We start from the raw sequence: 22,906 nt of genomic DNA on the forward strand, positions 1-22,906 counted from the left end.
TCGCCACGGCCGTCCGGGCGCCGGACGGCCACTTCAAGCCCAAAGACAGAAGCCAGCACCAATTGGCTCAAGGGGATCGCTATGAAAGCCGTTAATACCGATACCAATGAAGTCCTGATTGACTGCCAATCCCTGTGGAAGGTCTTTGGCGACAAGTCCACCGCCGCCATGAAGTCCATCGCCGAGCGCGGTCTTGGAAAGACTGAGGTCCTCAAGGAATTCAACTGCGTCGTCGGCGTGTCAGACGCCAGCCTGCAGGTCAGGCGGGGCGAGATCTTCTGCATCATGGGTCTGTCAGGCAGCGGGAAATCGACACTGATACGCCTGCTGAACAAGCTGATAACGCCAAGCGCCGGCAAAGTGCTGGTGAAGGGCAAGGACATTGCGGCGCTGGCCCCGGTCGATCTCAGGCAGATGCGGGCGAAGAACATCGGCATGGTGTTCCAGAGCGTCGCCTTGCTTCCGCATCGCACGGTGCTGGAGAACGCTGCCTTCGGGCTGGAAGTTCAGGGCATACAGAAGGCCGAGCGCAACAAGACTGCGAAGGCGGCCCTTAAAACCGTCGGGTTGGCCGACTGGATCGACCGCTATCCGACAGAGTTGTCCGGCGGCATGCAGCAGCGCGTCGGCCTTGCCCGGGCACTGGCCTCCGATCCCGAAATCATCCTGATGGACGAGCCTTTCAGTGCCCTCGACCCCCTGATCCGCCGCCAGCTCCAGGACGAATTCCGGCAGCTCACCAAGTCGCTTGGCAAGTCAGCGGTCTTCATCACGCACGATCTCGACGAGGCCATCCGGATTGGCGACCGTATCGCCATCATGAAGGACGGCGTGATCATACAAACCGGCACCGCCGAGGACATCATCCTCAATCCGGCCGATGACTACGTTGCCGAGTTCGTGGCAGGCATCTCGCGCCTGCATCTGATCAAGGCGCATTCGGTGATGCATAGCGTGAGCGAGTTCCAGCGAGCCGCCCCGAATGCCGACATCTCGTCGCTGGCGCGCACCACGCCGGACGCAGATATCGACGAACTGATCACCCTGACCATGCAGACGGACCGCGATGCGATCGCGGTCGTCGATAATGATCAGGTGGTCGGCGTCGTCACCCCCCGAAGCCTCCTGATGGGAGTGAAGGGAACTTCAAGTCACGATCGCGCGGCCGCTTGAGTGCCGGCAGGAGCTGAATGACATGGACATTTCAAGCTTCACAGATGCCTTCGACGAATGGACCGATACAGCGCTCGGATGGTTGGGCGACAATGGCGAGTCCGTGTTCGAGTTCATCAGATGGTTGCTGGAGGGGCTCTATAACAGCATCCTCTTCCTGCTTGAGCTTCCCCCCTTCTATGTGATTGCAATCGTGGTTGCGGTCATCGGTTGGCGGCTCGTCAACAAGTGGTTCGCAATCCTCAGCGCCCTGGCGCTGGCGCTCTGCTTCTCGATGGGCCTTTGGCCGCAGACGATGAGCACTCTGGCACTCGTTCTGACCGCGACTGTCCTTGCATTGGCCATCGGCATTCCGGTCGGAATAGCAGCCGGCTTCTCAAAAGCGCTCAACAAGTTCATGGAGCCAGGCCTCGACCTGATCCAGACATTACCGCCGTATATCTACCTGCTGCCGGCAATTGCACTGCTTGGCTATGGTCCGGCCACTGCGCTGATCGCAACCATCATCGTCGCCGTACCGCCGACGATCAGGCTGACATCCCTCGGCATTCGCATGACGCCGCGGGAATTCATCGAACTTGGCGAGGCGAGCGGGATCACTCCGGCCCAGATGTTCTTCAAGATCCGCCTGCCATTCGCACTTCCAAGCATCATGGCCGGCATCAATCAGAGCCTGATGATGGCATTCGGCATGGTGGTTATCGCCGGCATCGTCGGTTCCGGTGGGCTTGGCGAAACTATCTACGGTGCCATCCGCACCCTCGATATCGCCACATCGATCAACGGCGCGATCGCGATCGTGGTTTTGACCATGGTGCTTGATCGCATCACACAGAGCGCAGCGCGTCTCGGAACGGGGAGGACGTCATGAATACTTCGCTTTTGCAGTTCTCGCCGGGCGCTTTCCTGGCGCCCGCTGTCGATTGGCTGAATACCAATCTCCATCCATTGTTTTCAGCCATCAGCACTATCGTTGAAACGGTCCTGTCGGCAATCGAGGCAGTCCTTCTCATCCTGCCGCCGCCTGCCATGATCGCGATCGTCGTCCTCGCGGCGTTCTTCGCCGTCAATCTTCGTGGCGCTGTCCTTGCCGGACTTTGCCTCGGTTTTTGCCTCATCGTCGGCTTCTGGACGGCATCGATGCAGACCGTCGCGCTGGTGACCGTCGCCGTATTCATCTCCGTGCTCATTGCGTTCCCTGTTGGAGTGTTGTGTGCCCGCTATCGGGCCCTGGAGGCCGCCGTCCGACCTGTCCTCGATGTGATGCAGACCGTGCCGCCATGGGTCTATCTCATTCCGGCTGTCATGGTCTTCAGCCTCGGGCGCGTGCTGGCGATCATCGCGACGATCGTCTATGGGATCCCACCTATGCTGCGTCTGACCACGCTGGCATTCAAACAGATACCGCGCGAATACATCGAGCTCGGCAGTGCGATCGGGGCGCATCCGCGGTCGGTGCTTTGGAAGATTGAAATTCCGCTCGCAAAGCAGACACTCCTTGTCGGCCTCAACCAATGCATCCTGCTTTCCCTGGCGATGGTTGTCCTGGCGGGGCTCGTGGGCGCTGGCGGTTTGGGCGCAGAGGTAACGCGTGGCCTGACGCGGATGGAAATGGGCCTTGGTTTGCGGGCCGGGCTGGCAATCGTCGCCGTCGCCCTCCTGCTAGATCGTCTGAGCCGAGGGCTGCTTGATCGCAACCGCGCGTCTGCTGCTCCCAAGTGATGGGGGAACACGCTCTTCTGCATCGGGGCGTTGCGCCTGCGTCGTTGGTCGCAACGCCATGGTCGTGGACGAGCGGTATCCACTCGCGTACGGATTCTAAGATCGCTTGATGATGGGCTTTCGAAACAGGAGGCATGACCGATGAGACCCGAGGATTTTCGAACCGGGGAAAATGCAGTCGCAACCAAGCAGCTCAAGGTTGGCTTCGTGCTTGCGCGGACATTCACGCTGTCGGCATTCGCCCTTTTCGTAGACACCCTGCGTCTCGCGAGTGATCAATTCGATCGCTCCGGAAGGGTGCGGGCCGATTGGCAGGTTCTGGGAAGCACGCGTCATCTCGTCACCTCAAGCTGCGGCGTCCAGGTCGCGCCGACCTCCGACTTCATCGACCCGTCTCGCTTTGACTACATCGTGGTCGTCGGCGGTCTGCTGACGGTTGACCGACCGGTGGACGACGAAACCGTCGCATTCCTGAAGCGTGCAGCCGCACAACGCGTTCCCCTGATCGGTCTCTGCACCGGGACCTTCATCCTTGCCGAGGCCGGTTTGATGGCAAATCACAACGCCTGCGTCAGTTGGCTCCACGCCCAGGATTATAGGGAGCGGTTTCCGACCTTGTCGGCTCGCTCGGACAGGCTCTTCAATCTCGACAACCAGCGCGGTTCGTGTGCGGGTGGAACCAGTGCTGCCGACATGGCTGCCCTTCTTGTTCGCCGTTACATCAGCCACGAGGCAGAACGAAATGCACTCGAGGTCCTTCAGATCGAGAAGGCGAGATCTCCCGGGGATGTGCAGCCGCATAGGCCGCTCTATGAGAACTACGAGGATGATCGCGTCAGGGCTGCGATGATCCTGATGGAGCAGAACATGGAATACGGCCTCTCGATCCCCCAACTCGCCTCCGCCGTCGGCTTGTCGCGCCGCCAACTCGAACGCGTTTTCATGGAGAAGGCTGGAATGTCCCCGGCGCAGGCTTACAAGCTGGTGCGTCTGAAAAGAGCAAGAGCCCTGCTCGCCAACCCTAAACTGTCGATGATCGAGATCGCGCTTGATGTCGGCTTCGAAAACGCTTCGCACTTCACGCGCGCCTTCAAGCGCACCTTCGGCGCCACCCCGTCACAGGTGCGGGCATCACCGGCGAAGATCCACTAGAATGCGACAAGTCGGCAAAATCACGGAGCTTTGGCGCTATCCCGTAAGCTCCGTGACGGGAGAATTGCTTGAGCAGGCCGAGGTCTCGGCAGACGGGCTGGCTGGTGACCGGCGCTTTGCCCTTGTCGAGGTGTCAAGCGGCATCGTCGCGCATCCGGAGCGGGACCGGCAATGGCAGAAGTGCGTCTTCGTGAAATCCCGCACGACATCGGCAGGCACGGTCGAGGTAAAGGCCCCCGACCACGATTGGCGTGGCGTGAATGATCCGCACCTTGCGTTGGAGTTGACGGATTTCTTCGGGTTCGACGTTGCGCTTCGTCCGTACGAGCGGACGCGGGCAGGAACATCGGACGTCGAGGTCGCAAAGGATCGCTACCAAGTCTCCCCCTTGCATCTTCTCACCAGCGCTTCGATTGATCACCTGAAGTCGATCCACCCGGCTGGCGATCCCGATCGCCGACGGTTTCGACCCAACATCGTGGTGGAGACATCGAAGGACATAACGGGATTTGCAGAGCTCGACTGGATCGACAAGGGCGTCCGGCTCGGTGAAGTGGAGGGCACGGTGATTGCCCCCACAAAACGTTGCGGCTTTACCATCATCGAGCAGGGCGGCCTGCCAAACGATCCCGAGATCTTGAGAAACATCATGAGGTTCGGCGGTCGCAACATGGGCGTTTACTGCGCGCCGGCCGAGACCGGTGTCCTGAAGGTGGGGGATCTCGTCAACCTTGATCAAGGATGACGCAGACGAAACCGATGGACGTCATGGTTCTTGACGTCGGGGTATCCAGCAACGGTTTCGGCAACGAGGAACCCGTCCGACGGCTGCATTTAAAGCGGCCGCGTTAGTGCGTTGGCGAGCCAGCTTGCCGCATGTTCCGAGGCAAGCGAACGGCGGCGCCTGTTCGGCAGAACAATGCAATATTGCTCGACCGTTGGCATCTCGCCTTCGGCAAGGGCAACCAGTGTCCCGTCGTCGAGAAACGTCTGGACGAGCAGGCGCCAGCCGAGTGCGAGGCCCTGCCCGGCGCGAGCGGCCGCAATCGTCTCGGTATAGTGACTGAAGCGAAGCTGAGGCTTTATCCTGAGGTGCCTGCCGGTCTCATCCGACCATTGCGACCAAGACAGCCAGGACCGATCCTGCACATCGGTTTCGATGAAATCATCCTTTTCGGATAGCTCTGTCGTGGGCCGACGCCGAAGATAGTCCGGTGAACATACGGGAAGAACGGCGTCCGTCTGGGAGGCGACAACCTTCGCATCGGCAAATGGCGGGATTCCGTAACGGATGGCGATGTCTACGCCCCCGGCATCCAGATCGATCCTGGCATCCTGAGAGATGACCCTTATCTGCACGCCCGAATTTTCCCGTCGAAACTCTGCCAACCGCGGCAAGAGCCAAAACGACGAAAAAGCAACCGTCGCACCGATCGTCACGACATCGGTCTGCGACACCCTGATGGCATCGACGGTGTCGGCGATGTTGGCAAAGCTCTGTGCAAGGGTGGCTCCAAGGGCGAGGCTTGCGGCTGTCGGCTCGATGGCACGATGCCTGCGCACGAACATCGGCACACCCAGTTCGTCCTCAAGAAGCGCGATCTGGCGGCTGACGGCCGCTTGCGTGACACCGAGTTCACCTGCGGCTGCGGTGAAGCTGCGATGCCGCAAGACTGCCTCCAGCGTCATCAGCGCTGTTAGCGAGGGAATGCGCCGTCTGAAGTTCATCCGCCCTCCTTCCCATTACATAATATTATGTATCCCTAAAAATTAATGCCGTTGAAGGATCGGATAAGCAAGCACAAACTGGGTCATCAAAACATAAGGGGATCTCATGCTCAACAAACTTCCGTCTTCCATATCCGCCCTGCTTGAAGCGCGCGCCAACGGCTATTCCCTGCCGGCTGGCCTCTATACTCGAGAGGACGTGTTTGACGCCGATATCGATGTCTTCTTTCACAAGCACTGGATCTGCGTCGGACTGGATTGCGACGTTCCGGAGCCCGGAGACGCAACCGTCATCGATATCGGCAAGACCAGCCTGATCCTTCTGCGTGACGATGACGGAGAGATCCGCGTCCTTCACAATGTTTGCCGCCATCGCGGCTCGCGCCTCCTCGATGCCGGAAAGACGATCGTCTCGAAGCTGGTCTGTCCCTACCACACCTGGACCTACGAACTCACCGGCGAGCTGGCCTATGCCCCGCACATGGGCAGCGACCTGGACAAGCAGTGTCACAGCCTGAAACCGGTGCACTTCAAGTCGATCGGAGGGCTGATCTATGTCTGTCTCTCCGATAACCCACCGGAAGACATCGCAAACCTGGAACGGGCGATGGTCGAGCGGCTTGCACCCTATGACATCCGCAATGCCAAGGTTGCCCATCAGACGGATGTGATCGAGGATGGCAACTGGAAGCTCACGATGGAAAACAATCGCGAATGCTACCACTGCTCCGCCAACCATCCGGAACTCTGCGTATCTTTCGTCGACCTCGACTTCGGCTTCGATCCTGAGACCTTAAGCCCTGAAGATCGTGAGCAGGCCGCAGAACACTTTCGCCTCTACGACGAGCGGACAAAGGCCTGGGAAGCCGATGGTTTTCCGTCGGCCGCGGTCGAACAGCTGGCCGATTGCGCAACGAATTTTCGCACACAGCGCCTGATCATTGCCGGCGCCGGCGAATCCCAGACCCATGATGCGACCGCCGCGTCCTCCAAGCTGCTCGGTGAGATGACGCGCAAGGATCTCGGCGATACGCATCTCTGGGGCCACAATTCCTGGAACCACTTCATGGGCGACCACGCCGTCGTGGCAGTCGTCATCCCGCTTTCGGCCGGAAAGACCCTCGTCAGAACGAAGTGGTTGGTCCACAAGGACGCCGTTGAGGGCAAGGACTATGATCTCGACAAGCTGACCGATGTCTGGATTGCCACCACGGACCAGGACGCCGACCTCGTTGCCCGTTCGCATGCAGGCGCCCTCGATCCGGCCTATCAGCCCGGCCCCTACTCCCGTTTTTCGGAAACCAACCTCGACAAGTTTGCGTCTTGGTACATCGATCGGATGCGCGCTCATGGGTATTGAGTTCACGCAAATGCAGCGTAACCTTGCTGCCACCTGGGATCCGGAACACGACGAAACGCTCGTGTGTCTCGACGTGCATCAGGAGACGCACGACGTGAAGAGCTTCACCTTCGCCTCCCCCGAGGGCAAGCGGTTCAGCTTCGACGCCGGCCAGTACTTCCTCTTCGACTTCCCGACCGGCTCGGAGGGCGAGACTCGCTGTTACAGCATCTCCTCGTCGCCCCACCGTAGCAACGCCTTCACCGTCACGGTCAAGCGCGTGCCCGGCGGCAAGGTGTCGAACTGGCTGCACGACAACATGGCCGCCGGCATGACGGTCAAGGGCCAGGGTCCGCTCGGCCATTTCGTGCGCCCAAGGGCTGCGCAGACGAAATTGCTGCTGCTGTCGGGAGGATCGGGCATCACGCCGGTGATGTCGATCGCCCGCGATCTCGCGGATAGCAGCGAACGGGCCGATATCGTGTTCCTGCACGCGTCACGCACGCCTCTCGACCTCATTTTCCGAGACGAGCTTTCCTGCCTCGCCCGTCGGATGAAGGGCCTGCGGCTGCACTTCCTGCCGGAAACGGTCGCCGGCGAGCTTGCCTGGCCCGGATTGACCGGCCGGATCTCGCCTGAATTCCTCAAGTTGGCCGTTCCAGATATCGCGGAGCGTGTCGTCATGTGCTGCGGGCCTGCACCGTTCATGGCGGCCGCCCGTTCGATCACGGTGGCTCTCGGCGTTCCAGCCTCGAACTATATCGAAGAAAGCTTCGATGCGGCCGTGATCGACGAACCGTGCCTCGACGTCGAGGCTCGGCCGTCGACCAAGACCTATCAGGTCGAATTCTCGAAACAGAAACGGACACTGGACGTCTTGTCCGACCAGACCGTGCTCGCCGCCGCGAAAAAGGGCAGCGTCCGGCTGCCGTCCTCCTGCTCCAACGGCGTGTGCGGCACCTGCAAGTCCAAGCTTGTGTCGGGTTCCGTCGAGATGAACCACAATGGCGGCATTCGCCAGCGCGAGATTGACGCCGGAATGTTCCTCCCCTGCTGTTCAAAGCCGCTCAGCGATCTTGTGATCGACCGCTGACCACTGCCTGCGTTTCCTGGTGAAGGATCAATCGAATGCTGCGTAGCGAAGACAATTCATCGGCGTCATCAACTGCTCCCGTGTTCAAGGATGATCGCAAGCAGGCCTACCTGAACCCTGATGGTGCTGATCGTCCCCTGATCAGCGCCATTCCTTCGTCCACGCTCGACATTGCTCGGCGCTATCGTCTCGGGCGTCTGCGTTCGAAGATGAAGGAGTGGGACTGCCCGGCACTGCTGCTCTACGATCCGGTCAATATCCGCTATGCGTTCGACTGTTCGAACATGAGCATCTGGACCATGCACAATCCATCGCGATACGCGCTGATCCTCGCGGATGGACCAGCGATCATGTTCGAGTTCGAAGGATCGGAGCACGTCAACGATGGACTGCCGGGGATCGATGAGGTTCGAACATCGAAGTCGTTCCTGTTCTTCACTGCGGGAAATCTGGTCGAAAACAGGATGGAGGCTTGGGCCGACGAGATTGCTGACATTGTGAAAACTCACTGTCGCAGCGGCCGGATTGCCGTGGACCGGCTTGAGCCGGCGCCGGCGCATGAACTGCAGATCCGCGGCTTCACGTTGCTCGACGGACAGGAACTGGCGGAACGGGCGCGGTCGATCAAGAGTGCCGAAGAAATCGAGTTGATGCGCTGGACGATCCGCGTTTGCGAAGCCGGGATGGCGCGGATGTATGAGGCCTCCGAACCCGGTCGCACCGAGCGTGAGATCTGGGCCGAGCTTCACTTCGAGAATGCGCGAAGTGGCGGAGAATGGCTGGAAACCAAGCTCCTGACCGCGGGCCCACGCACCAATCCCTGGTACCAGGAATGTTCCGACTACGTCATCCGGCGCGGTGACATGATCTCCTTCGATACCGACATGATCGGGCCGTACGGCTATTGCGCCGACCTGTCGCGCTCATGGACCTGCGGGCACGTGGCGATGAACGCCAAGCAGAAAGAACTCTACGCGGCAGCGCGGGATCAGATCGATCATAACCTTGCGATCATCCGACCGGGCATGACGTTCGGCGAATTCAACGCGAAGAGCTGGCGTATTCCCGAGAGGTACATTCCTTATCGCTACACCCTGGCTGCGCACGGAACCGGCATGGCTGACGAGTGGCCGGGGATCCTCCTGCACCCCGACTATGACGAGGGGTTTAGCGGCTGCATCGAGGAAGGCATGGTCCTGAATATCGAAAGCCTCATTGCCGAGGACGGATCCGAGAGCATCAAGCTTGAGACACAGGCCCTCATCACCCCGCTCGGCGCAGAACGCCTCGACAGCTTCCCTTGGGAGGAAATCTAGAAGACCCCACTCAGTTTGGCTGGGCCGCAAGATTGCGGCCACGCTTGTCCGCGCCTATCTCCGCGTATCGGCAGAAAGCAAACGCGGAAACCGAGAACGGCCGCAGGAAAGTTTCGGCGACGTCAGAACGGCCTCCCTCAAACTGACGTCGCCGTTCCTCCTAGGCGGGTAGCGCGCCGCTTTTCTTCGCTGTCCAGGTGGCGATGTAATCCATGAGACCCGGAGACAGGCAGTCATACGGCTCAAGGCCGGTTGACCTTAGCGTCGAGCGAACCTGATCCATCTTCGAAGGATCGAAGCCGCTTTCGATTATCGACGATACGAATGCGGCAAAGCCAGGTCCGGCCCAGCCCTTGGTCTCGAAACGCTCAGGGTGGACAAAGGACAAGCCCTGGAACGGATGCTCCCGTACAACTGGCCCGTACATGTGAACACCACATTCCTTGCAGGCGTGCCGCTGGATCAGAGCCGAGGGGTCGACGACGGCCAGTTTATTGCCATTTTCGACGACCTCCACGGTGTCTGTCGGCGCGACCGCCACGACAGAAAAGACAGCGCCCGCAGGCTTCCAGCACTTCGTGCAGCCGCACGCGTGATTGTGCGCAATGTCGCCTTTGATCCGGATCCTTACGGGATTGCCTTTACAATTGCACACAAGCGTCCCGCCCGAAAAACGGGCGTCCGTGGCCTGATAGCCAGAATCCACGACGGGATGGATATTGATGCTACTCATGGGTCTTTTCCTTCCCTCCTGGGCAGAAGCGGAATGCTTCGGCCAAGCTGCAGCACACGCGGGTCACGGCCGATGGGCCCGCCGACGATCATAACGAACACCACGCCTTCCCGTTCGCCCAGGTCAGGCGGAACGGTGATCACAACCCTTTCTGCAATTCCGGCAACGTCTCGAAGAGATCGGCGACGAGGCCGTAGTCGGCAACCTGGAAGATCGGCGCTTCTTCGTCCTTGTTGATCGCGACGATGACCTTCGAATCCTTCATGCCGGCGAGGTGCTGGATCGCACCCGAGATGCCGCAGGCAATGTAGAGATCAGGGGCCACGACCTTGCCGGTCTGGCCAACCTGCCAGTCGTTCGGGGCATAGCCGGCATCGACGGCGGCGCGGCTGGCACCAACGGCGGCACCGAGCTTGTCGGCGACAGGCAGGATGACTTCCTGGAACTTCTCGGCAGAACCGAGCGCACGGCCGCCCGAGATGATGATCTTGGCAGAGGTCAGTTCCGGACGGTCGGAGGCCGACAGCGCGTCCTTAACGAAGGTGGAGAGGGAAGAAGAAAGGGCTGCCGTTGAGACAACCTCAACGGCAGCAGCGGGGCCTTGGGAGGCCTGGGAGAACGAAGCGGTTCGGACGGTGATGACTTGTCTGGCATCGTTCGACTGAACCGTCTGGATGGCGTTGCCGGCATAGATCGGGCGCTTGAAGGTGTCTGATGAGACGACCTCGATAATTTCCGAGATCTGCGCGACGTCGAGGAGCGCTGCCACGCGCGGCAGCACGTTCTTGCCGGTCGAGGTGGCGGCGGCGATGATCGTGTCATAGCCGGCAGCCAGCGAGACAATCAGGTCGGCCAGCGGCTCGGCCAGATTGTTGGCAAGCTCATCGCTTTCGGCAAGCAGCACCTTGGAGACGCCGGCGAGTTTGGCGGCGGCATCGGCGGCAGCCTTGGCACCCTTGCCGGCGACGAGAACGGTGACATCGCTTCCCTTTTCCTTGGCGATCTTGGAAGCGGCCGTCAGTGCCTTGGCGGTCTGGTCGGAAAGGGTTGCGTTGTCGTGATCAGCCAGAAGAAGAATGGCCATGGTGATGTTTCCTTTCTCGAACCTTAGAGGACGCCGGCTTCGGACTTGAGCTTCTCGACGAGCTCGGCAACCGACTTGACCTTGACGCCTGCCTTGCGGCCGGATGGCTCCTCGGTCTTCAGCACCTTCAGGCGCGGGGCGGTGGAGACGCCGAAGTCAGCCGGGTTCTTCTTGTCGAGCGGCTTCTTCTTCGCCTTCATGATGTTCGGCAGCGAGGCATAGCGCGGCTCGTTGAGACGCAGATCGGTGGTGACGACGGCTGGAAGCTTGATCTCGATCGTCTGCAAGCCGCCATCGACTTCGCGGGTCACCTGAGCCTTGCCATCCCCGATTTCGATCTTCGAGGCGAAGGTCGCCTGGGCGGAGCCGAGAAGGGCTGCCAGCATCTGGCCGGTCTGGTTCGAGTCGTCATCGATCGCCTGCTTGCCGACGATCACAAGACCCGGCTGCTCGGCGTCAGCGACACCCTTGAGGATCTTGGCAACGGCCAGCGGTTCGACGGCGTCGTCGGTCTCGACGAGGATCGCACGGTCGGCACCCATGGCAAGCGCTGTGCGCAGCGTCTCTTCGGCCTTGGCAGGACCGATCGACACCACCACCACTTCCTCGGCCTTGCCGGCTTCCTTCAGCCGCAGCGCTTCTTCCACCGAGATCTCGTCGAAGGGGTTCATCGACATCTTGACGTTCGCGAGCTCAACGCCTGTGCCATCGCCCTTCACGCGGATCTTCACGTTGTAATCAACGACGCGTTTTACGGGTACGAGGATTTTCATGGGGGCGTCCTGTTGTGTCTCTTGGCCCTTTCCGTTGGCGTCAGGCGCGAGCTGCGCAGAACGCCGGAAGTGGCGTGTTGATCGATCGCATCGCATGCTTGATGTTAGGCACGTTACAAAAGGTTCCGCCGAGCCTTGGTCCGAACCGGGCGCCACTGCTTGGCTAAACCCGCCCTCGGAGAGGACGAGGTAGGTCTCCTGTGTGCTATGGCAATGGTCGAGATAGCGCACATCAGACGCCATCCGCGACAAACCCAGCAGCACGTCCTTTCGACCATCGCCCCGATCGATCGGCGCGAGATCATCATGGGCCGAGAAGGCGGCGGCTGGCAGCTGCTGGAGAGCGTCGCGTCGTCCACCCATGTCCGCTTTCTTCCTCGCTGGAGGGGCCACGATCCCGGCCGATCAGAGATCCTTGGCGATCCTCAATCCGTCGTAGATGGCGGCATGCGTATTGCGCGCCGCAACCGCATCACCAATCCGGAAGAGCTGGAACTTGCCTTGCTCATTCCGGACGACCGACTGGGCCTGCCCGGCCAGAAGCTCGTCGTATGACGTCTCTCCCAGGTTTCGCGAGAGCGGCTTGAGTTCAAAGTACAGCTCATCGAGCGGAATGGTGCCGTGATTGATCACGATCTGGTCCACGACGCGTTCCTTGACGACGCCGCCATAGTCGCTTCCAACCTTCGCAATGATCTGGTTGCCGCTCTTCTCGGCGGATTCCAGCCGGAACGTGACCGTGAAGGTGACGTCCAGCTTCTGTAGCGAGCGCATGTAGGGCACGAGGTTCATCGCCATGACCTCAGGAGCGAACGACCGGTCCGGCGTCATGATCTCAACCTTTGCCCCTGCCTTCGCCAGGAATTCGGCTGCCTGCAGGCCAGCATGATCACCCGCATCGTCGAAGACCAGCACATTGGTGCCCGGCTTGACGTCTCCCGAGATGATATCCCAGGAGGAGACGACCAACTCATTGCCCTTCGACAGCACGTCGGTATGCGGCAGGCCGCCTGTCGCAATAATGACCACGTCGGGATTTTCGGCCGTGATGGTGTCAGCCTCCGCCCAACTGTTGAAATGAAAGGTCACGCCAAGCTTTTCGCACTGGCTCATCCGCCAATCGATGATGCTGATCATCTCCCGGCGGCGCTCGCTCTGTGCCGTAAGCCGAATTTGGCCACCGGCGTCGCTAGCCGCTTCGAACACGACCACGTCATGACCACGCTCGGCCGAGACACGCGCCGCCTCAAGCCCGGCCGGACCTGCGCCCACGATGACGATCTTCCGGCGCGCATCGCTCTTCTTGACGATATGCGGCATTGTCTGCTCGCGGCCGGTCGCCGCGTTGTGAATGCAAAACGCCAGGCCTCCCTGGTAGATACGGTCGAGACAGTAATTGGCACCGACGCAGGGGCGGATATCATCCTCACGCTTCTCGATGATCTTCCTGACAATATGGGGGTCCGTCATGTGCGCGCGCGTCATGCCGATCATGTCGACCTTTCCAGACGCGATCGCATGACGGGCCGTCGCAACGTCCTGGATCTTCGCCGCGTGGAATGTCGGGAAGGCCGTCGCAGCACGAATTTCGCCCGCGAAGTCGAGATGAGGCGCACTCGCCATTCCTTGGATCGGGATGACGTCGGTGAGGCCGGGATCCGTATCGATATGGCCGCGGATGACGTTGAGATAGTCGATCAGGCCGCTTTCCTTCAGCCTTCGCGATATCTCGAAGCCTTCCTCCTTGCCGGTCCCGCCGGGAAGCCGTTCATCGGCGGTATATCGCACGCCGAGAATGAACTCGTCGCCGACGCGTTTTCGCATCTCGCGGAAGACGTCGAAACAGAAGCGCATGCGGTTTTCGAGCGAACCGCCGTAGGGGCCGTCGAGCTCGTTGGTCAGCGGTGAGTTGAACTGGTCAATCAGATGGCCATAGGCCTCGAGCTCGACCCCATCCATGCCGCCAGCCTTCATGCGTTCGGCGGCGTCGGCGAAGTCCTTGATGATGCGCTCGATATCCCAGTCCTCGAGCTTCTTAGGGAAAGCCCGGTGGGCCGCTTCGCGATGGTGAGACGGTGCCACAACAGGAAGCCAGTCGCCTTTGTCCCAGCGCGTGCGGCGGCCAAGATGGGTCAACTGGATCATGATCGCAGCTCCCTCCTCATGGACGGCGTCGGTCATGTCCCGGATCCACGGTACGATCTCGTCCTTATAGGCCAGCAGGTTGTTGAACACCGGCGGACTGTCGCGGGAGACTGCAGCCGACCCCGCCGTCATCGTCAGGGCGACCCCGCCTTTGGCGCGCTCGACCGTGTAGGCACGATAGCGCTCCTTCGGCATGCCATCCTCGGGATAGGCCGGCTCATGGGATGTTACGATGATACGATTGCGCAGCGTCAGATGCTTCAGCTGGTACGGCTGGAGAAGTGGATCGTTCGACATGTGCCGGCTCCAGATTAGGTATGGAGTGAGGCTAAACAAGAATGTACACATGTGTCAACTATGGAAAACAGACCAGTCATATATTTTGACACATATGTACATTCCTGTTGTGTGTGCATTAGCGATTTGATATGAGAGGCCTATGGACCTGACACTCAACGACAGCGGCTGGCGAGGATCGCAGGAAGGATGGCTGGAAGCGGCCTACACCTCACTGCTCGATTCCGGTGTGGATTCAGTCAAGATCCTGCCGCTTGCCAAGAAGCTCAACCTCTCGAGGACCAGCTTCTACTGGTTCTTCAAGGATCGCGAGGAATTGCTGTCCAGCCTTGTGGCGCGTTGGCGGGACAAGAACACCGGCGCCATCGTAAAACAGTCGGAGGCCTATGCGGAGACGCTCGCGGAAGCGATGCTCAACGTCTTCGATTGCTGGCTGGACAACCAACTCTTCGATAGCAAGTTCGAGTTTGCCGTGCGCAGCTGGGCACTGCAGTCGGAAGAGATTCTTGATGAGGTCCACAAGGCAGACCGAACGCGCATGGACGCGCTTTCGCGCATGTTCAAGCGGTTTGGCCATGCCGAGATCTCGGCGGATGTCCGCGCGCGCACGACCTATCTTGTTCAGATCGGCTACATCTCGATGCAAGCCAGAGAGGACATCGCCATCCGCATGAAACGGATCCCGGAATACATCGCCATCTATACCGGCGAAATTCCCCAACAACGCGAGCTCGACCGGTTCTTCGCAAGACACGGCTACAAGCCGGGCTAGGGAGAGGAACAATGGGCGCCACTGCGAGGATCGGAATCATAGGCGGGGCTGGCTGGCTTGGTACCTCTATCGCAGACTGCATCCTGGCTGCCGGCGTCGCGGCCGAACAAGATCTCACCCTGTCCTATCGCAGCTCTCGCCCAGATCGTTTCCCCCATGCGCACTGGACGTCGGACAACCAACAGCTTGTGGATCGCTCCGACGTCGTCATTCTCTCGGTGAGACCCCAGGACTGGAACCCCGACCTTTTCGACGCCAGGGGAAAGCTCCTGATCTCGGTGATGGCAGGCATCCGGCTGTCGGCGCTCGTCAGCGCGCACGGCTCCGAACGAGTCGTCAGAGCCCTGCCGAACGCGGCCGCGGAAGTACAGCATTCCTATACCCCCTGGCTGCCATCACCCAGCGTCAATGCGGACGATCGAACAATCGTGAGCCGGATCTTCGCCGCCTGTGGCGATGAAGACGAGGTGCAGAGCGAAAGTGATCTCGACTATCTGACAGGCCTGACGGGAACGGGCCCCGCCTACCCCGCGCTTCTGGCCGCCGCGATGATGAAAGACGCCATCGCTCATGGCCTGTCTCCGGCCATTGCCCAGCGCGCCGTCGTTGCGACGATGATCGGCGCCGGCCATCTTTTCGAAAAGAAACCGGATTGTCCTGACGACATCGTCGGCCGGTTTGTCGATTACCGCGGAGTCACAGCTGCCGGCATCGAGCAGATGCGCGCGGCAGGCTTCGACACCGCCGTTGCCAAGGGATTGGCTGCGGCGCTCCAGAAATCGGTGAGTATGGGAGACGCATCCTGACAACCGTGTAGGCGGGTTCGCGGCACCCCGTTGACGACATATATGCCGCTAAAGAGGGAACGATAAAATGAACAAGCTATTGGCATCGACATGTATCGCGTTCGGGCTGCTGGGAGCAGCGACCTCGGCAAATGCCGCTGACTGCGGCAGCGTCACCATCGCCAGCATGAACTGGCAAAGCGCCGAAGTGCTCTCCGCGCTTGACAAGATCATCCTGAACGAAGGGTACGGCTGCCAGGCGGAAGTCACTGTCGGTGACACGGTCCCAACCATTACCTCCATGGCCGAAAAGGGCTCACCGGATATCGCCCCCGAAGCGTGGATCGATCTTCTTCCTGATGTCGTGAAGAAGGGCACCGATGAGGGCCGCATCGTCAAGGTCGGTTCGCCACTGCCCGATGGCGGCGTCCAGGGCTGGTGGATTCCCAAGTATCTCGCCGATGCCCATCCCGATATCAAGACAATCCCCGATGCGCTTAAGCATCCCGATCTCTTCCCGAGTTCCGAAGACCCGAGCAAGGGCGCCATTTTCAACGGCCCTCAGGGATGGGGCGGCACGGTCGTAACAACGCAGCTCTTCAAGGCTTTCGATGGCGAGAAGGCAGGATTTACATTGGTCGATACCGGTTCGGGCGCTGGCCTGGATGGTGCGATTTCAAAGGCCTATGAGCGCAAGCAGGGCTTCCTGTCCTATTACTGGGCTCCGACCGCGCTTCTCGGCAAGTACGAGATGGTCAAGCTTGGTGAAGGTGTTCCCGCCGACCCGACGGAATGGAAGCGCTGCAACACGGTTGCCGATTGCGCCGATCCGAAGCCCAATGCGTGGCCGGTCGATACGATCGTGACACTGGTCGCCAAACCGTTCTCCGAGAAGGCTGGCCCCGAGGTCATGGGCTATCTCGAGAAGCGCTCCTGGAGCAATGAAACCGTCAACAAGGTCATGGCATGGATGACCGACAACCAGGCCAGCGGCGAAGACGGCGCCAAGCACTTCCTCAAGGAAAACAAGGATGTGTGGACGAAATGGGTATCGGAAGATGCCGCCAAGAAGATCGAAGCCTCGCTTTGATTGAAGGTCAGACGGCGCGCAACCCGCGCCGTCTTTTCTACAGCCGTTAGATAATCAGAACAATTGTGACGGCTCTTTCAGACAAAGGGGAACCGAATGGAATGGTTTTATAAATTCCCGCACATGAACGACGACAGTCTGCGCGATCTGAAAAAGGCCATCGACGACGGATTTCGTGGCTTCACAAGGGCTTATGGCGACACGATCGAAGGCCTGTTTTCTCCGCTCCAGCATTTTCTTCTCGCTGTCGACCGGTTCATGACGCAGACCCCCTGGCCGATCATCACGCTGATGGTGCTGATCGTTGCCTGGTTCGCGAGCCGCAGCGTGAAGATCGTTCTGAGCTGTCTCGTAACGCTTCTGCTAATCGGCTACTTCGACATGTGGGACGATACGATGAGGACGGTCGCGATGATCTTCGTCTGTACCGTTCTGTCAGTCGCAATTGGGTTGCCCATCGGCATTCTGATGGCCCGGTCAGACCGGTTTCAGCGGGTCGTACATCCAATCCTCGATGTGATGCAGACCATGCCGAGCTTTGTCTACCTCATCCCTGTTGTCATGTTGCTGGGCATCGGTCGCGTTCCCGGTCTGATCGCCGTGGTGATCTACGCAATTCCCCCAATGATCCGACTGACCGACCTCGGGATCCGTCTTGTCGACAAGGACGTCCTCGAAGCGGCCGATGCATTTGGCGTCTCCAACTCCCAGAGACTCTTCAAGGTTCAGTTGCCGCTTGCTCTGCCGACAATCATGGCCGGCATCAACCAGACAATCATGATGGCGTTGGCCATGGTCGTCGTGGCGTCGATGATCGGCGTGCAGGGTCTTGGCCAGCCGGTTCTGAAAGCGATCGCCAACCAGTATTTCACCCTCGGTATATTCAACGGCCTTGCCATCGTCGGCATCGCCATCATCTTCGACAGAGTCAGTCAGGCTTATGGCAAGCGGCTCCAGAAGCATCGGGAGATCTTCCATGGCTGACAATCACTTCGGCGGGATCGAGATCCGCAATCTCTACAAGATTTTCGGGCCGAACGGGCAGGCCTTTATCGAGGCCGTCCAAAAGGGCCTCAGCAAGGCGGACCTGAACCGAGAGCACGGACTTGTGCTCGGGCTTCGAAACATCAATCTCGAGATGCCGTCCGGCGCCATTCAAGTCATCATGGGCCTGTCGGGATCGGGCAAATCGACGCTCATCCGCCATATCAATCGGCTGATCGATCCGACGGCTGGCGAGGTGTTGGTAGACGGCGTCGACGTCGTGAAGATGAACGAAAATCAGCTGCGAGAATTTCGGCGGCGCCAGACAGCCATGGTCTTCCAGAAATTCGCACTGCTTCCACACCGCAATGTCCTTGATAACACAGTCTTCGGCCTGGAGGTTCAGGGGCTTGACCGATCAAAGGCGGTCGACGTCGCGATGCGGTGGATCGAGCGGGTGGGCCTGAAGGGCTTTGAGCAGAAATATCCCAATCAGCTTTCCGGCGGCATGCAGCAACGCGTTGGTCTCGCGCGGGCGCTTTCTAACGACGCCCCGGTTCTGCTGATGGATGAGGCCTATTCCGCTCTCGACCCCCTCATCCGCACGGATATGCAGACTGTCCTCCTGGATATCCAGAAGGAGATCAAGAAGACCATCGTCTTCATCACTCACGATCTCGACGAAGCGCTCAGGCTTGGCGACCAGATCGCGATCCTTCGCGACGGCGAAGTCATTCAGCAGGGAACGAGCCAGGATATCGTGCTGCGCCCGGCAGATGAGTATGTCGCAAACTTCGTCAAGGAGGTGAACCGCGGCCGCGTCGTTCAGGTCGAAGCCATCATGAGCCCCATCCGGCCCGGCGCGGGACTGAGCGGGATGACGATCGAGGCCCACACGACCATCGAGGAAGCCGTTCGGATGCTGGCATCGGCGCCAGATGGCGACGTGACGGTCCTTGGCCCCTCATCGCAGCCCGTCGGCGTCGTGAACTTCCGCCAACTGGCAGGAGCCATGGTGAACTCGCAGCCCCGCAAGGAGCACGAAAGCGCGGTTGCCCTCGTTAGGTGACGACGCCCTAGGCTCGACGACATCATCGCACGAGAACAGACCGCGCATGGAACTCCATGCGTGACCGTCAACCTTGTCTGGCAGTCGGGCCGCCTGCTGCCTTCCTCCCACCAACCACCATCACGAAATCGAGCTGCGCGACATGTCTCAACGATTTCCTCGCCTGTTTAGTCCTCTGAAAATCGGCCGGCACACGCTCAGGAATCGGATCGTGTTCGGCGCGCACACGGCCAACATGGCGGTCGATGGCCTGCCGTCGGCCCAGCATGTTGCCTACTATGCCGAGCGAGCGATCGGCGGAGCCGCAATGATCGTCGTCGAACCGATGCCCGTGCACGCGTCGACGGTTCTGACCAGAGGAAATTTTCGCCACTCGGACGACAGTGTCGTCCCGCATTTCAAGACGGTGGTCGGCGCCATCAAGGACAACGGCGCGATCGCGATCCAGCAGCTCTATCATGTCGGCGCACATGGAGACGCCGACAACTCCTTCCACCCGCACTGGTCGCCGTCCGGGCTTCCCAGCTATCACGATAGCGACGGCTCGCACCCGATGAGCGAGAAGGAGATTTGGGAGACGATCGACGGCTTCGTTCAGGCCGCACGGCGATGTCGCGAAGCGGGCTTCGATGGCGTCGAGGTCTGGGCCGCCTATCTTGGGATGGTCGACCAGTTCTGGACGCCGTGGAGCAACCGGCGTGACGATCGATGGGGTGGCTCGCTCGAAAACAGGACGAGAATGTCGCGCGAGATCCTCACGCGGATTCGCAAGACCTGCGGTCCCGACTTCATCGTCGGCCTGGCGGTCAGCGACGAACCTGATGTCAAGGCGGCGCTTCAAAGTGATGAGCTGGCCGAGATCATAAGCTTGCACGACAGCCTCGGCCTCATGGACTATGTCACCTGCGGCTCTGGCGGATATCTCGACTTCTACAAGCTGATGCCGACATTCATCTACCCCGAGAAACTCGGCGCCGATCTGGCGGCCACCTTGAAGAAGGTGGTGAAGAACGCCGTCATCATCGCGGAGAGCCATATCAGGACGCCAGAGAATGCCGAAACAGTCCTTGGCGAAGGAGCCTCGGATCTCGTCTCCATCGTTCGTGGCCAGATCGCCGATCCGCATCTTGCGAACAAGGCGCTGGAGGGCCGTCCCGAAGACATCAGGGGGTGCATCTCATGCAACCAGATGTGCTGGGGCCGCCGTTCCCGTGACTACTGGATAAGCTGCCTGATCAACCCTTCCGTTGGAAGGGAGGCTGAGTGGAATGGCGACCGCTTCACCAAGACAGAGCACCCGAAGCGGGTCCTTGTCATCGGTGGAGGACCAGCTGGCCTGGAAGCAGCAAGAGTGGCAGCAGAAAGAGGACACAAAGTCGTGCTTTCGGAAGCCGGAAGCCGCCTCGGCGGCAACTTCCTGCTGGCAGGGCTCCAACCGCGTCGCGCACAGATCCTCGACCTTCTCGCGTGGTACGAACGGCAACTCTCGAAGCTGGACGTGGAGGTGCGGCTCAACACCTATGTAGACGCCGACGAGATCGACGCGTCGAAGGTCGACGTCGTGCTCGTGGCGACCGGCTCCTATCCTCCCGAGACCGGCTTCCAGAAGGCCTTGCCGACCGTCGACACGATGCCGGGCATCGACAAGGGCGGCATTTTCTCGATCGAAGCCGTGATGGCGAGACAAGCAAGACCGGGCCGTCGCGTCCTTGTGCTTGATGAGGGCGGCGGATGGCGCGGCTGCGGCACCGCATGGCAACTCGCCGAGAGCGGCCACGACGTTACGATCGTCACGCCTGATCCGTTCGTCGGAAAGGAGCTGATCCGGACTGCCGCAGACGTTCCGATGAGGCGGATCCTGAAGAAGCTGGGTGTCCGTTGGATCACGGACGCGAGCATCCTCGAATGGCATGGCAACGGCGCGACCATCGTCGACAACGACATTGGAGAAACCCGTTTCGTCGAGGCCGACACGCTGGCCACAGCGACCACAAATCTGCCGATGAACTGGCTGATGGCCGGGCTTCGCGAGCGCGGCGTGACCACGCGCCAGATCGGCGATTGTGCCGCGCCACGCCAGGCTCCCTATGCCTTTTACGATGGCAGACGTGCGGGATTGGAGATCTGACATGGTCGAGGAGGTCCACCTTTCTTTCCAGGAGGCGGAGGACCTAGCAATGCGGGCCTGTCTCGCTGCAGGTGCAGCATCCTCAAGCGCTCGCTCGCTGGTGAACGCCACCCTATCGGCGGCTCGGCATGGCCGCGCGACCTTGGGGTTCCCGCACCTCTTGGATTATCTGACCGGCTTTATCGACAGGCGCATAAAGTGTGACCCGACCCCGCGGCTGGAGCGCAGTTTTCCGGCGTTCTTGGTCTGCGACGCCGACGGCGGCATCGCCCAGCTCGGCTTCGACCTTGCCCTCAACGACCTTGTGGGCGCCACAAGAACCTACGGCGTCGCCGTCTTCACCCAGCACAACAGCTTTACGACCGGCGAATTAGGCTACTATGTTCGCACCTTGGCCGACGAAGGCATAATCGCGCTTGCCGCTACCAATGCCCATGCCATGGTGGCGACGAAACCCGGCGACAGAGCCGTCTACAGCACCAACCCCCTGGCTTTCGGGTTTCCCCTTGGATCGAAGAGCCCGCCCCTGGTCATCGATCAAGCGTCGAGCGCAACCGCCTTCGTGAACATCCTTCACGCCGCCGAGGAAGATCAGCCGATCCCCGAAGGGTGGGCGGTCGACGCCAATGGCCAACCCACGACGGACCCAAGGATGGCGCTTTGCGGTACGCTGCTGCCGTTCGGCAGCCGCAAAGGTGGCAACATTGCCCTGCTCGTGGAAATGCTGTCTGCAGGCCTCTCAGGCGGAAACTGGTCCCTGGACGTGCCCGACTTCCGATCCGGCCCGACGTCTCCCGGAGTCGGTCTGACGATCATCGCCATCATGCCCGGCAAAAGCGGCGACGCACAGATCGACCGCGCCAAAGCTCAATCGCAGCGACTGCAGGAGTACAGCGTCCACGTGCCGGGCGTCACCGGCTACGAGCAACGCGCGGCTATCGAAGCGATCAGCATTCCTCGAAGCATCTTTGATCTGATCTCAGCGATCGCATTCAGGTGACAGAAGCCGGTCGTCGCCAGAAGGGCGACGCCTCTTTATCTCGGAGAGCGTGAACTCGGCTACGGGGCACCCAACTCTTCCAGTTGAATGCCCCGCATGCCTAAAGGGTTGTTGTCACGCCGGTTCATAAAGTCGCGTGCCGCGTGACCATCGCTACGCCGCAGGCAGGCCTCAGCGGCAGCGCGCTTCGTAAGTCCGACCATATCGGTCGCGATAAACACAATATCCTCGGCGCTCGGTTGATTGGCCGATGAGAGCTCCGGCTAACCCGCCTGCCACCGCGCCTACCGCCGCTCCGCCCCAGCTGTTGCTGACAGCACCGCCGATGACAGCACCTGTCCCGGCGCCAATTGCGGTACCCTTTTCGGTGGGCGTGCAGGACGCCAAAGCGCCAATCGTAGCGGTCACGATAACAATCTTCTTCAACATTATTGAACCTTCCTCGTTAGCCTTCCCTTGGCGAGTTAGTGCAGATTTACCAAAAGTCCACGGAGGGATTGCAAGAGGTTTTATTCCTGGCTCC

At 60.3% G+C, this 22,906-nt stretch carries 21 protein-coding genes and 1 pseudogene; 15 read left to right on the forward strand and 7 right to left on the reverse strand.

Features of this window, described 5'->3' with window-relative positions:
* Positions 1–81 precede the first annotated feature (81 nt).
* From QTL94_RS09215 to QTL94_RS09235, 5 genes are all read left to right on the forward strand, one after another.
* Entirely contained in the window at positions 82–1,173 is a 1,092-nt protein-coding gene (locus tag QTL94_RS09215; RefSeq protein WP_289801306.1) for a quaternary amine ABC transporter ATP-binding protein, read from the forward strand.
* Between the two features lie 22 nt (positions 1,174–1,195).
* On the forward strand, positions 1,196–2,044 hold the full coding sequence (locus tag QTL94_RS09220) for an ABC transporter permease (RefSeq protein ID WP_065692597.1): 849 nt from the start codon (positions 1,196–1,198) through the stop codon (positions 2,042–2,044).
* Positions 2,041–2,895, forward strand: coding sequence for an ABC transporter permease (locus QTL94_RS09225; protein ID WP_289801307.1), 855 nt, complete (start codon positions 2,041–2,043; stop codon positions 2,893–2,895). The genes QTL94_RS09220 and QTL94_RS09225 overlap by 4 nt, the downstream gene beginning before the upstream one ends.
* Positions 2,896–3,036: 141 nt before the next feature.
* Complete coding sequence (locus tag QTL94_RS09230; protein WP_289801308.1) at positions 3,037–4,047, forward strand: GlxA family transcriptional regulator; 1,011 nt, start codon at positions 3,037–3,039, stop codon at positions 4,045–4,047.
* Position 4,048: 1 nt separating this feature from the next.
* On the forward strand, positions 4,049–4,792 hold the full coding sequence (locus tag QTL94_RS09235) for an MOSC domain-containing protein (protein ID WP_289801309.1): 744 nt from the start codon (positions 4,049–4,051) through the stop codon (positions 4,790–4,792).
* An 89-nt stretch (positions 4,793–4,881) separates the two neighbouring features.
* On the opposite strand, the gene QTL94_RS09240 is transcribed toward QTL94_RS09235, so the two are convergent.
* A complete protein-coding gene (locus QTL94_RS09240) occupies positions 4,882–5,775 on the reverse strand; it encodes a LysR substrate-binding domain-containing protein (protein ID WP_289801310.1) in 894 nt (297 codons plus the stop codon).
* Positions 5,776–5,881: 106 nt separating this feature from the next.
* On the opposite strand from QTL94_RS09240, the gene QTL94_RS09245 reads away from it, so the two are divergent.
* Genes QTL94_RS09245 through QTL94_RS09255 form a run of 3 tightly spaced genes read left to right on the forward strand, consistent with a single transcriptional unit; the run spans position 5,882 to position 9,523 of the window.
* Positions 5,882–7,135, forward strand: a complete 1,254-nt coding sequence (locus QTL94_RS09245; protein ID WP_065692592.1) for an aromatic ring-hydroxylating oxygenase subunit alpha — start codon at positions 5,882–5,884, stop codon at positions 7,133–7,135.
* On the forward strand, positions 7,125–8,207 hold the full coding sequence (locus tag QTL94_RS09250; protein WP_065692591.1) for an FAD-binding oxidoreductase: 1,083 nt from the start codon (positions 7,125–7,127) through the stop codon (positions 8,205–8,207). Before QTL94_RS09245 ends, QTL94_RS09250 begins: the two co-directional genes overlap by 11 nt.
* A gap of 35 nt (positions 8,208–8,242) precedes the next feature.
* Positions 8,243–9,523 carry a M24 family metallopeptidase gene (locus QTL94_RS09255; protein WP_065692590.1) on the forward strand — a complete coding sequence of 427 codons (1,281 nt, stop codon included), beginning with the start codon at positions 8,243–8,245 and terminating at the stop codon, positions 9,521–9,523.
* A gap of 160 nt (positions 9,524–9,683) precedes the next feature.
* Here the strand turns inward: QTL94_RS09255 and gfa are convergent, their stop codons facing one another.
* The 5 genes and pseudogenes from gfa to QTL94_RS09275 all read right to left on the reverse strand — a co-directional run bounded on the left by gfa (position 9,684) and on the right by QTL94_RS09275 (position 14,555).
* Positions 9,684–10,256, reverse strand: coding sequence for an S-(hydroxymethyl)glutathione synthase (gene gfa / locus QTL94_RS09260; protein WP_065692589.1), 573 nt, complete (start codon positions 10,254–10,256; stop codon positions 9,684–9,686).
* 139 nt (positions 10,257–10,395) lie between these two features.
* On the reverse strand, positions 10,396–11,340 hold the full coding sequence (locus QTL94_RS09265; protein ID WP_289801311.1) for an electron transfer flavoprotein subunit alpha/FixB family protein: 945 nt from the start codon (positions 11,338–11,340) through the stop codon (positions 10,396–10,398).
* A 23-nt stretch (positions 11,341–11,363) separates the two neighbouring features.
* A complete protein-coding gene (locus tag QTL94_RS09270; RefSeq protein ID WP_289801312.1) occupies positions 11,364–12,113 on the reverse strand; it encodes an electron transfer flavoprotein subunit beta/FixA family protein in 750 nt (249 codons plus the stop codon).
* Positions 12,114–12,275: 162 nt separating this feature from the next.
* Positions 12,276–12,476 (reverse strand): annotated as a pseudogene (locus QTL94_RS28300) (dimethylsulfonioproprionate lyase family protein); the annotation flags it as partial.
* Between the two features lie 42 nt (positions 12,477–12,518).
* Positions 12,519–14,555 (reverse strand): NADH:flavin oxidoreductase, encoded by a 2,037-nt coding sequence (locus QTL94_RS09275; protein WP_289801313.1) that lies wholly within the window; start codon positions 14,553–14,555, stop codon positions 12,519–12,521.
* Between the two features lie 142 nt (positions 14,556–14,697).
* Here QTL94_RS09275 and QTL94_RS09280 point away from each other — a divergent pair, with 142 nt between their 5' ends.
* The 7 genes from QTL94_RS09280 to QTL94_RS09310 all read left to right on the forward strand — a co-directional run bounded on the left by QTL94_RS09280 (position 14,698) and on the right by QTL94_RS09310 (position 22,383).
* Positions 14,698–15,327, forward strand: coding sequence for a TetR/AcrR family transcriptional regulator (locus tag QTL94_RS09280; RefSeq protein ID WP_065692963.1), 630 nt, complete (start codon positions 14,698–14,700; stop codon positions 15,325–15,327).
* An 11-nt stretch (positions 15,328–15,338) separates the two neighbouring features.
* Entirely contained in the window at positions 15,339–16,133 is a 795-nt protein-coding gene (locus tag QTL94_RS09285; protein ID WP_065692962.1) for a pyrroline-5-carboxylate reductase family protein, read from the forward strand.
* A gap of 67 nt (positions 16,134–16,200) precedes the next feature.
* Complete coding sequence (locus QTL94_RS09290; protein WP_065692961.1) at positions 16,201–17,202, forward strand: ABC transporter substrate-binding protein; 1,002 nt, start codon at positions 16,201–16,203, stop codon at positions 17,200–17,202.
* Between the two features lie 96 nt (positions 17,203–17,298).
* Positions 17,299–18,186, forward strand: a complete 888-nt coding sequence (locus tag QTL94_RS09295) for an ABC transporter permease (RefSeq protein WP_065692960.1) — start codon at positions 17,299–17,301, stop codon at positions 18,184–18,186.
* Positions 18,179–19,255 carry a quaternary amine ABC transporter ATP-binding protein gene (locus tag QTL94_RS09300; protein ID WP_289801314.1) on the forward strand — a complete coding sequence of 359 codons (1,077 nt, stop codon included), beginning with the start codon at positions 18,179–18,181 and terminating at the stop codon, positions 19,253–19,255. Before QTL94_RS09295 ends, QTL94_RS09300 begins: the two co-directional genes overlap by 8 nt.
* A gap of 142 nt (positions 19,256–19,397) precedes the next feature.
* Positions 19,398–21,383, forward strand: coding sequence for an oxidoreductase (locus QTL94_RS09305; RefSeq protein ID WP_065692958.1), 1,986 nt, complete (start codon positions 19,398–19,400; stop codon positions 21,381–21,383).
* 1 nt (position 21,384) lies between these two features.
* Positions 21,385–22,383 carry an Ldh family oxidoreductase gene (locus QTL94_RS09310; protein WP_065692957.1) on the forward strand — a complete coding sequence of 333 codons (999 nt, stop codon included), beginning with the start codon at positions 21,385–21,387 and terminating at the stop codon, positions 22,381–22,383.
* Positions 22,384–22,554: 171 nt separating this feature from the next.
* Here the strand turns inward: QTL94_RS09310 and QTL94_RS09315 are convergent, their stop codons facing one another.
* Positions 22,555–22,812, reverse strand: a complete 258-nt coding sequence (locus QTL94_RS09315) for a YMGG-like glycine zipper-containing protein (RefSeq protein ID WP_083199573.1) — start codon at positions 22,810–22,812, stop codon at positions 22,555–22,557.
* Between the last annotated feature and the right edge of the window lie 94 nt (positions 22,813–22,906).

Origin of the sequence: Rhizobium sp. S96 (assembly GCF_030382195.1) — a bacterium.
Lineage (GTDB): Bacteria > Pseudomonadota > Alphaproteobacteria > Rhizobiales > Rhizobiaceae > Rhizobium.

What these genes read in the sequence shown, in the direction of transcription:
- QTL94_RS09215 (WP_289801306.1), top strand. Translation starts at nt 82, where the DNA reads ATGAAAGCCGTTAATACCGATACCAATGAAGTCCTGATTGACTGCCAA.
- QTL94_RS09220 (WP_065692597.1), top strand. Translation starts at nt 1,196, where the DNA reads ATGGACATTTCAAGCTTCACAGATGCCTTCGACGAATGGACCGATACA.
- QTL94_RS09225 (WP_289801307.1), top strand. Translation starts at nt 2,041, where the DNA reads ATGAATACTTCGCTTTTGCAGTTCTCGCCGGGCGCTTTCCTGGCGCCC.
- QTL94_RS09230 (WP_289801308.1), top strand. Translation starts at nt 3,037, where the DNA reads ATGAGACCCGAGGATTTTCGAACCGGGGAAAATGCAGTCGCAACCAAG.
- QTL94_RS09235 (WP_289801309.1), top strand. Translation starts at nt 4,049, where the DNA reads ATGCGACAAGTCGGCAAAATCACGGAGCTTTGGCGCTATCCCGTAAGC.
- QTL94_RS09240 (WP_289801310.1), bottom strand. Translation starts at nt 5,775, where the DNA reads ATGAACTTCAGACGGCGCATTCCCTCGCTAACAGCGCTGATGACGCTG.
- QTL94_RS09245 (WP_065692592.1), top strand. Translation starts at nt 5,882, where the DNA reads ATGCTCAACAAACTTCCGTCTTCCATATCCGCCCTGCTTGAAGCGCGC.
- QTL94_RS09250 (WP_065692591.1), top strand. Translation starts at nt 7,125, where the DNA reads ATGGGTATTGAGTTCACGCAAATGCAGCGTAACCTTGCTGCCACCTGG.
- QTL94_RS09255 (WP_065692590.1), top strand. Translation starts at nt 8,243, where the DNA reads ATGCTGCGTAGCGAAGACAATTCATCGGCGTCATCAACTGCTCCCGTG.
- gfa (WP_065692589.1), bottom strand. Translation starts at nt 10,256, where the DNA reads ATGAGTAGCATCAATATCCATCCCGTCGTGGATTCTGGCTATCAGGCC.
- QTL94_RS09265 (WP_289801311.1), bottom strand. Translation starts at nt 11,340, where the DNA reads ATGGCCATTCTTCTTCTGGCTGATCACGACAACGCAACCCTTTCCGAC.
- QTL94_RS09270 (WP_289801312.1), bottom strand. Translation starts at nt 12,113, where the DNA reads ATGAAAATCCTCGTACCCGTAAAACGCGTCGTTGATTACAACGTGAAG.
- QTL94_RS09275 (WP_289801313.1), bottom strand. Translation starts at nt 14,555, where the DNA reads ATGTCGAACGATCCACTTCTCCAGCCGTACCAGCTGAAGCATCTGACG.
- QTL94_RS09280 (WP_065692963.1), top strand. Translation starts at nt 14,698, where the DNA reads ATGGACCTGACACTCAACGACAGCGGCTGGCGAGGATCGCAGGAAGGA.
- QTL94_RS09285 (WP_065692962.1), top strand. Translation starts at nt 15,339, where the DNA reads ATGGGCGCCACTGCGAGGATCGGAATCATAGGCGGGGCTGGCTGGCTT.
- QTL94_RS09290 (WP_065692961.1), top strand. Translation starts at nt 16,201, where the DNA reads ATGAACAAGCTATTGGCATCGACATGTATCGCGTTCGGGCTGCTGGGA.
- QTL94_RS09295 (WP_065692960.1), top strand. Translation starts at nt 17,299, where the DNA reads ATGGAATGGTTTTATAAATTCCCGCACATGAACGACGACAGTCTGCGC.
- QTL94_RS09300 (WP_289801314.1), top strand. Translation starts at nt 18,179, where the DNA reads ATGGCTGACAATCACTTCGGCGGGATCGAGATCCGCAATCTCTACAAG.
- QTL94_RS09305 (WP_065692958.1), top strand. Translation starts at nt 19,398, where the DNA reads ATGTCTCAACGATTTCCTCGCCTGTTTAGTCCTCTGAAAATCGGCCGG.
- QTL94_RS09310 (WP_065692957.1), top strand. Translation starts at nt 21,385, where the DNA reads ATGGTCGAGGAGGTCCACCTTTCTTTCCAGGAGGCGGAGGACCTAGCA.
- QTL94_RS09315 (WP_083199573.1), bottom strand. Translation starts at nt 22,812, where the DNA reads ATGTTGAAGAAGATTGTTATCGTGACCGCTACGATTGGCGCTTTGGCG.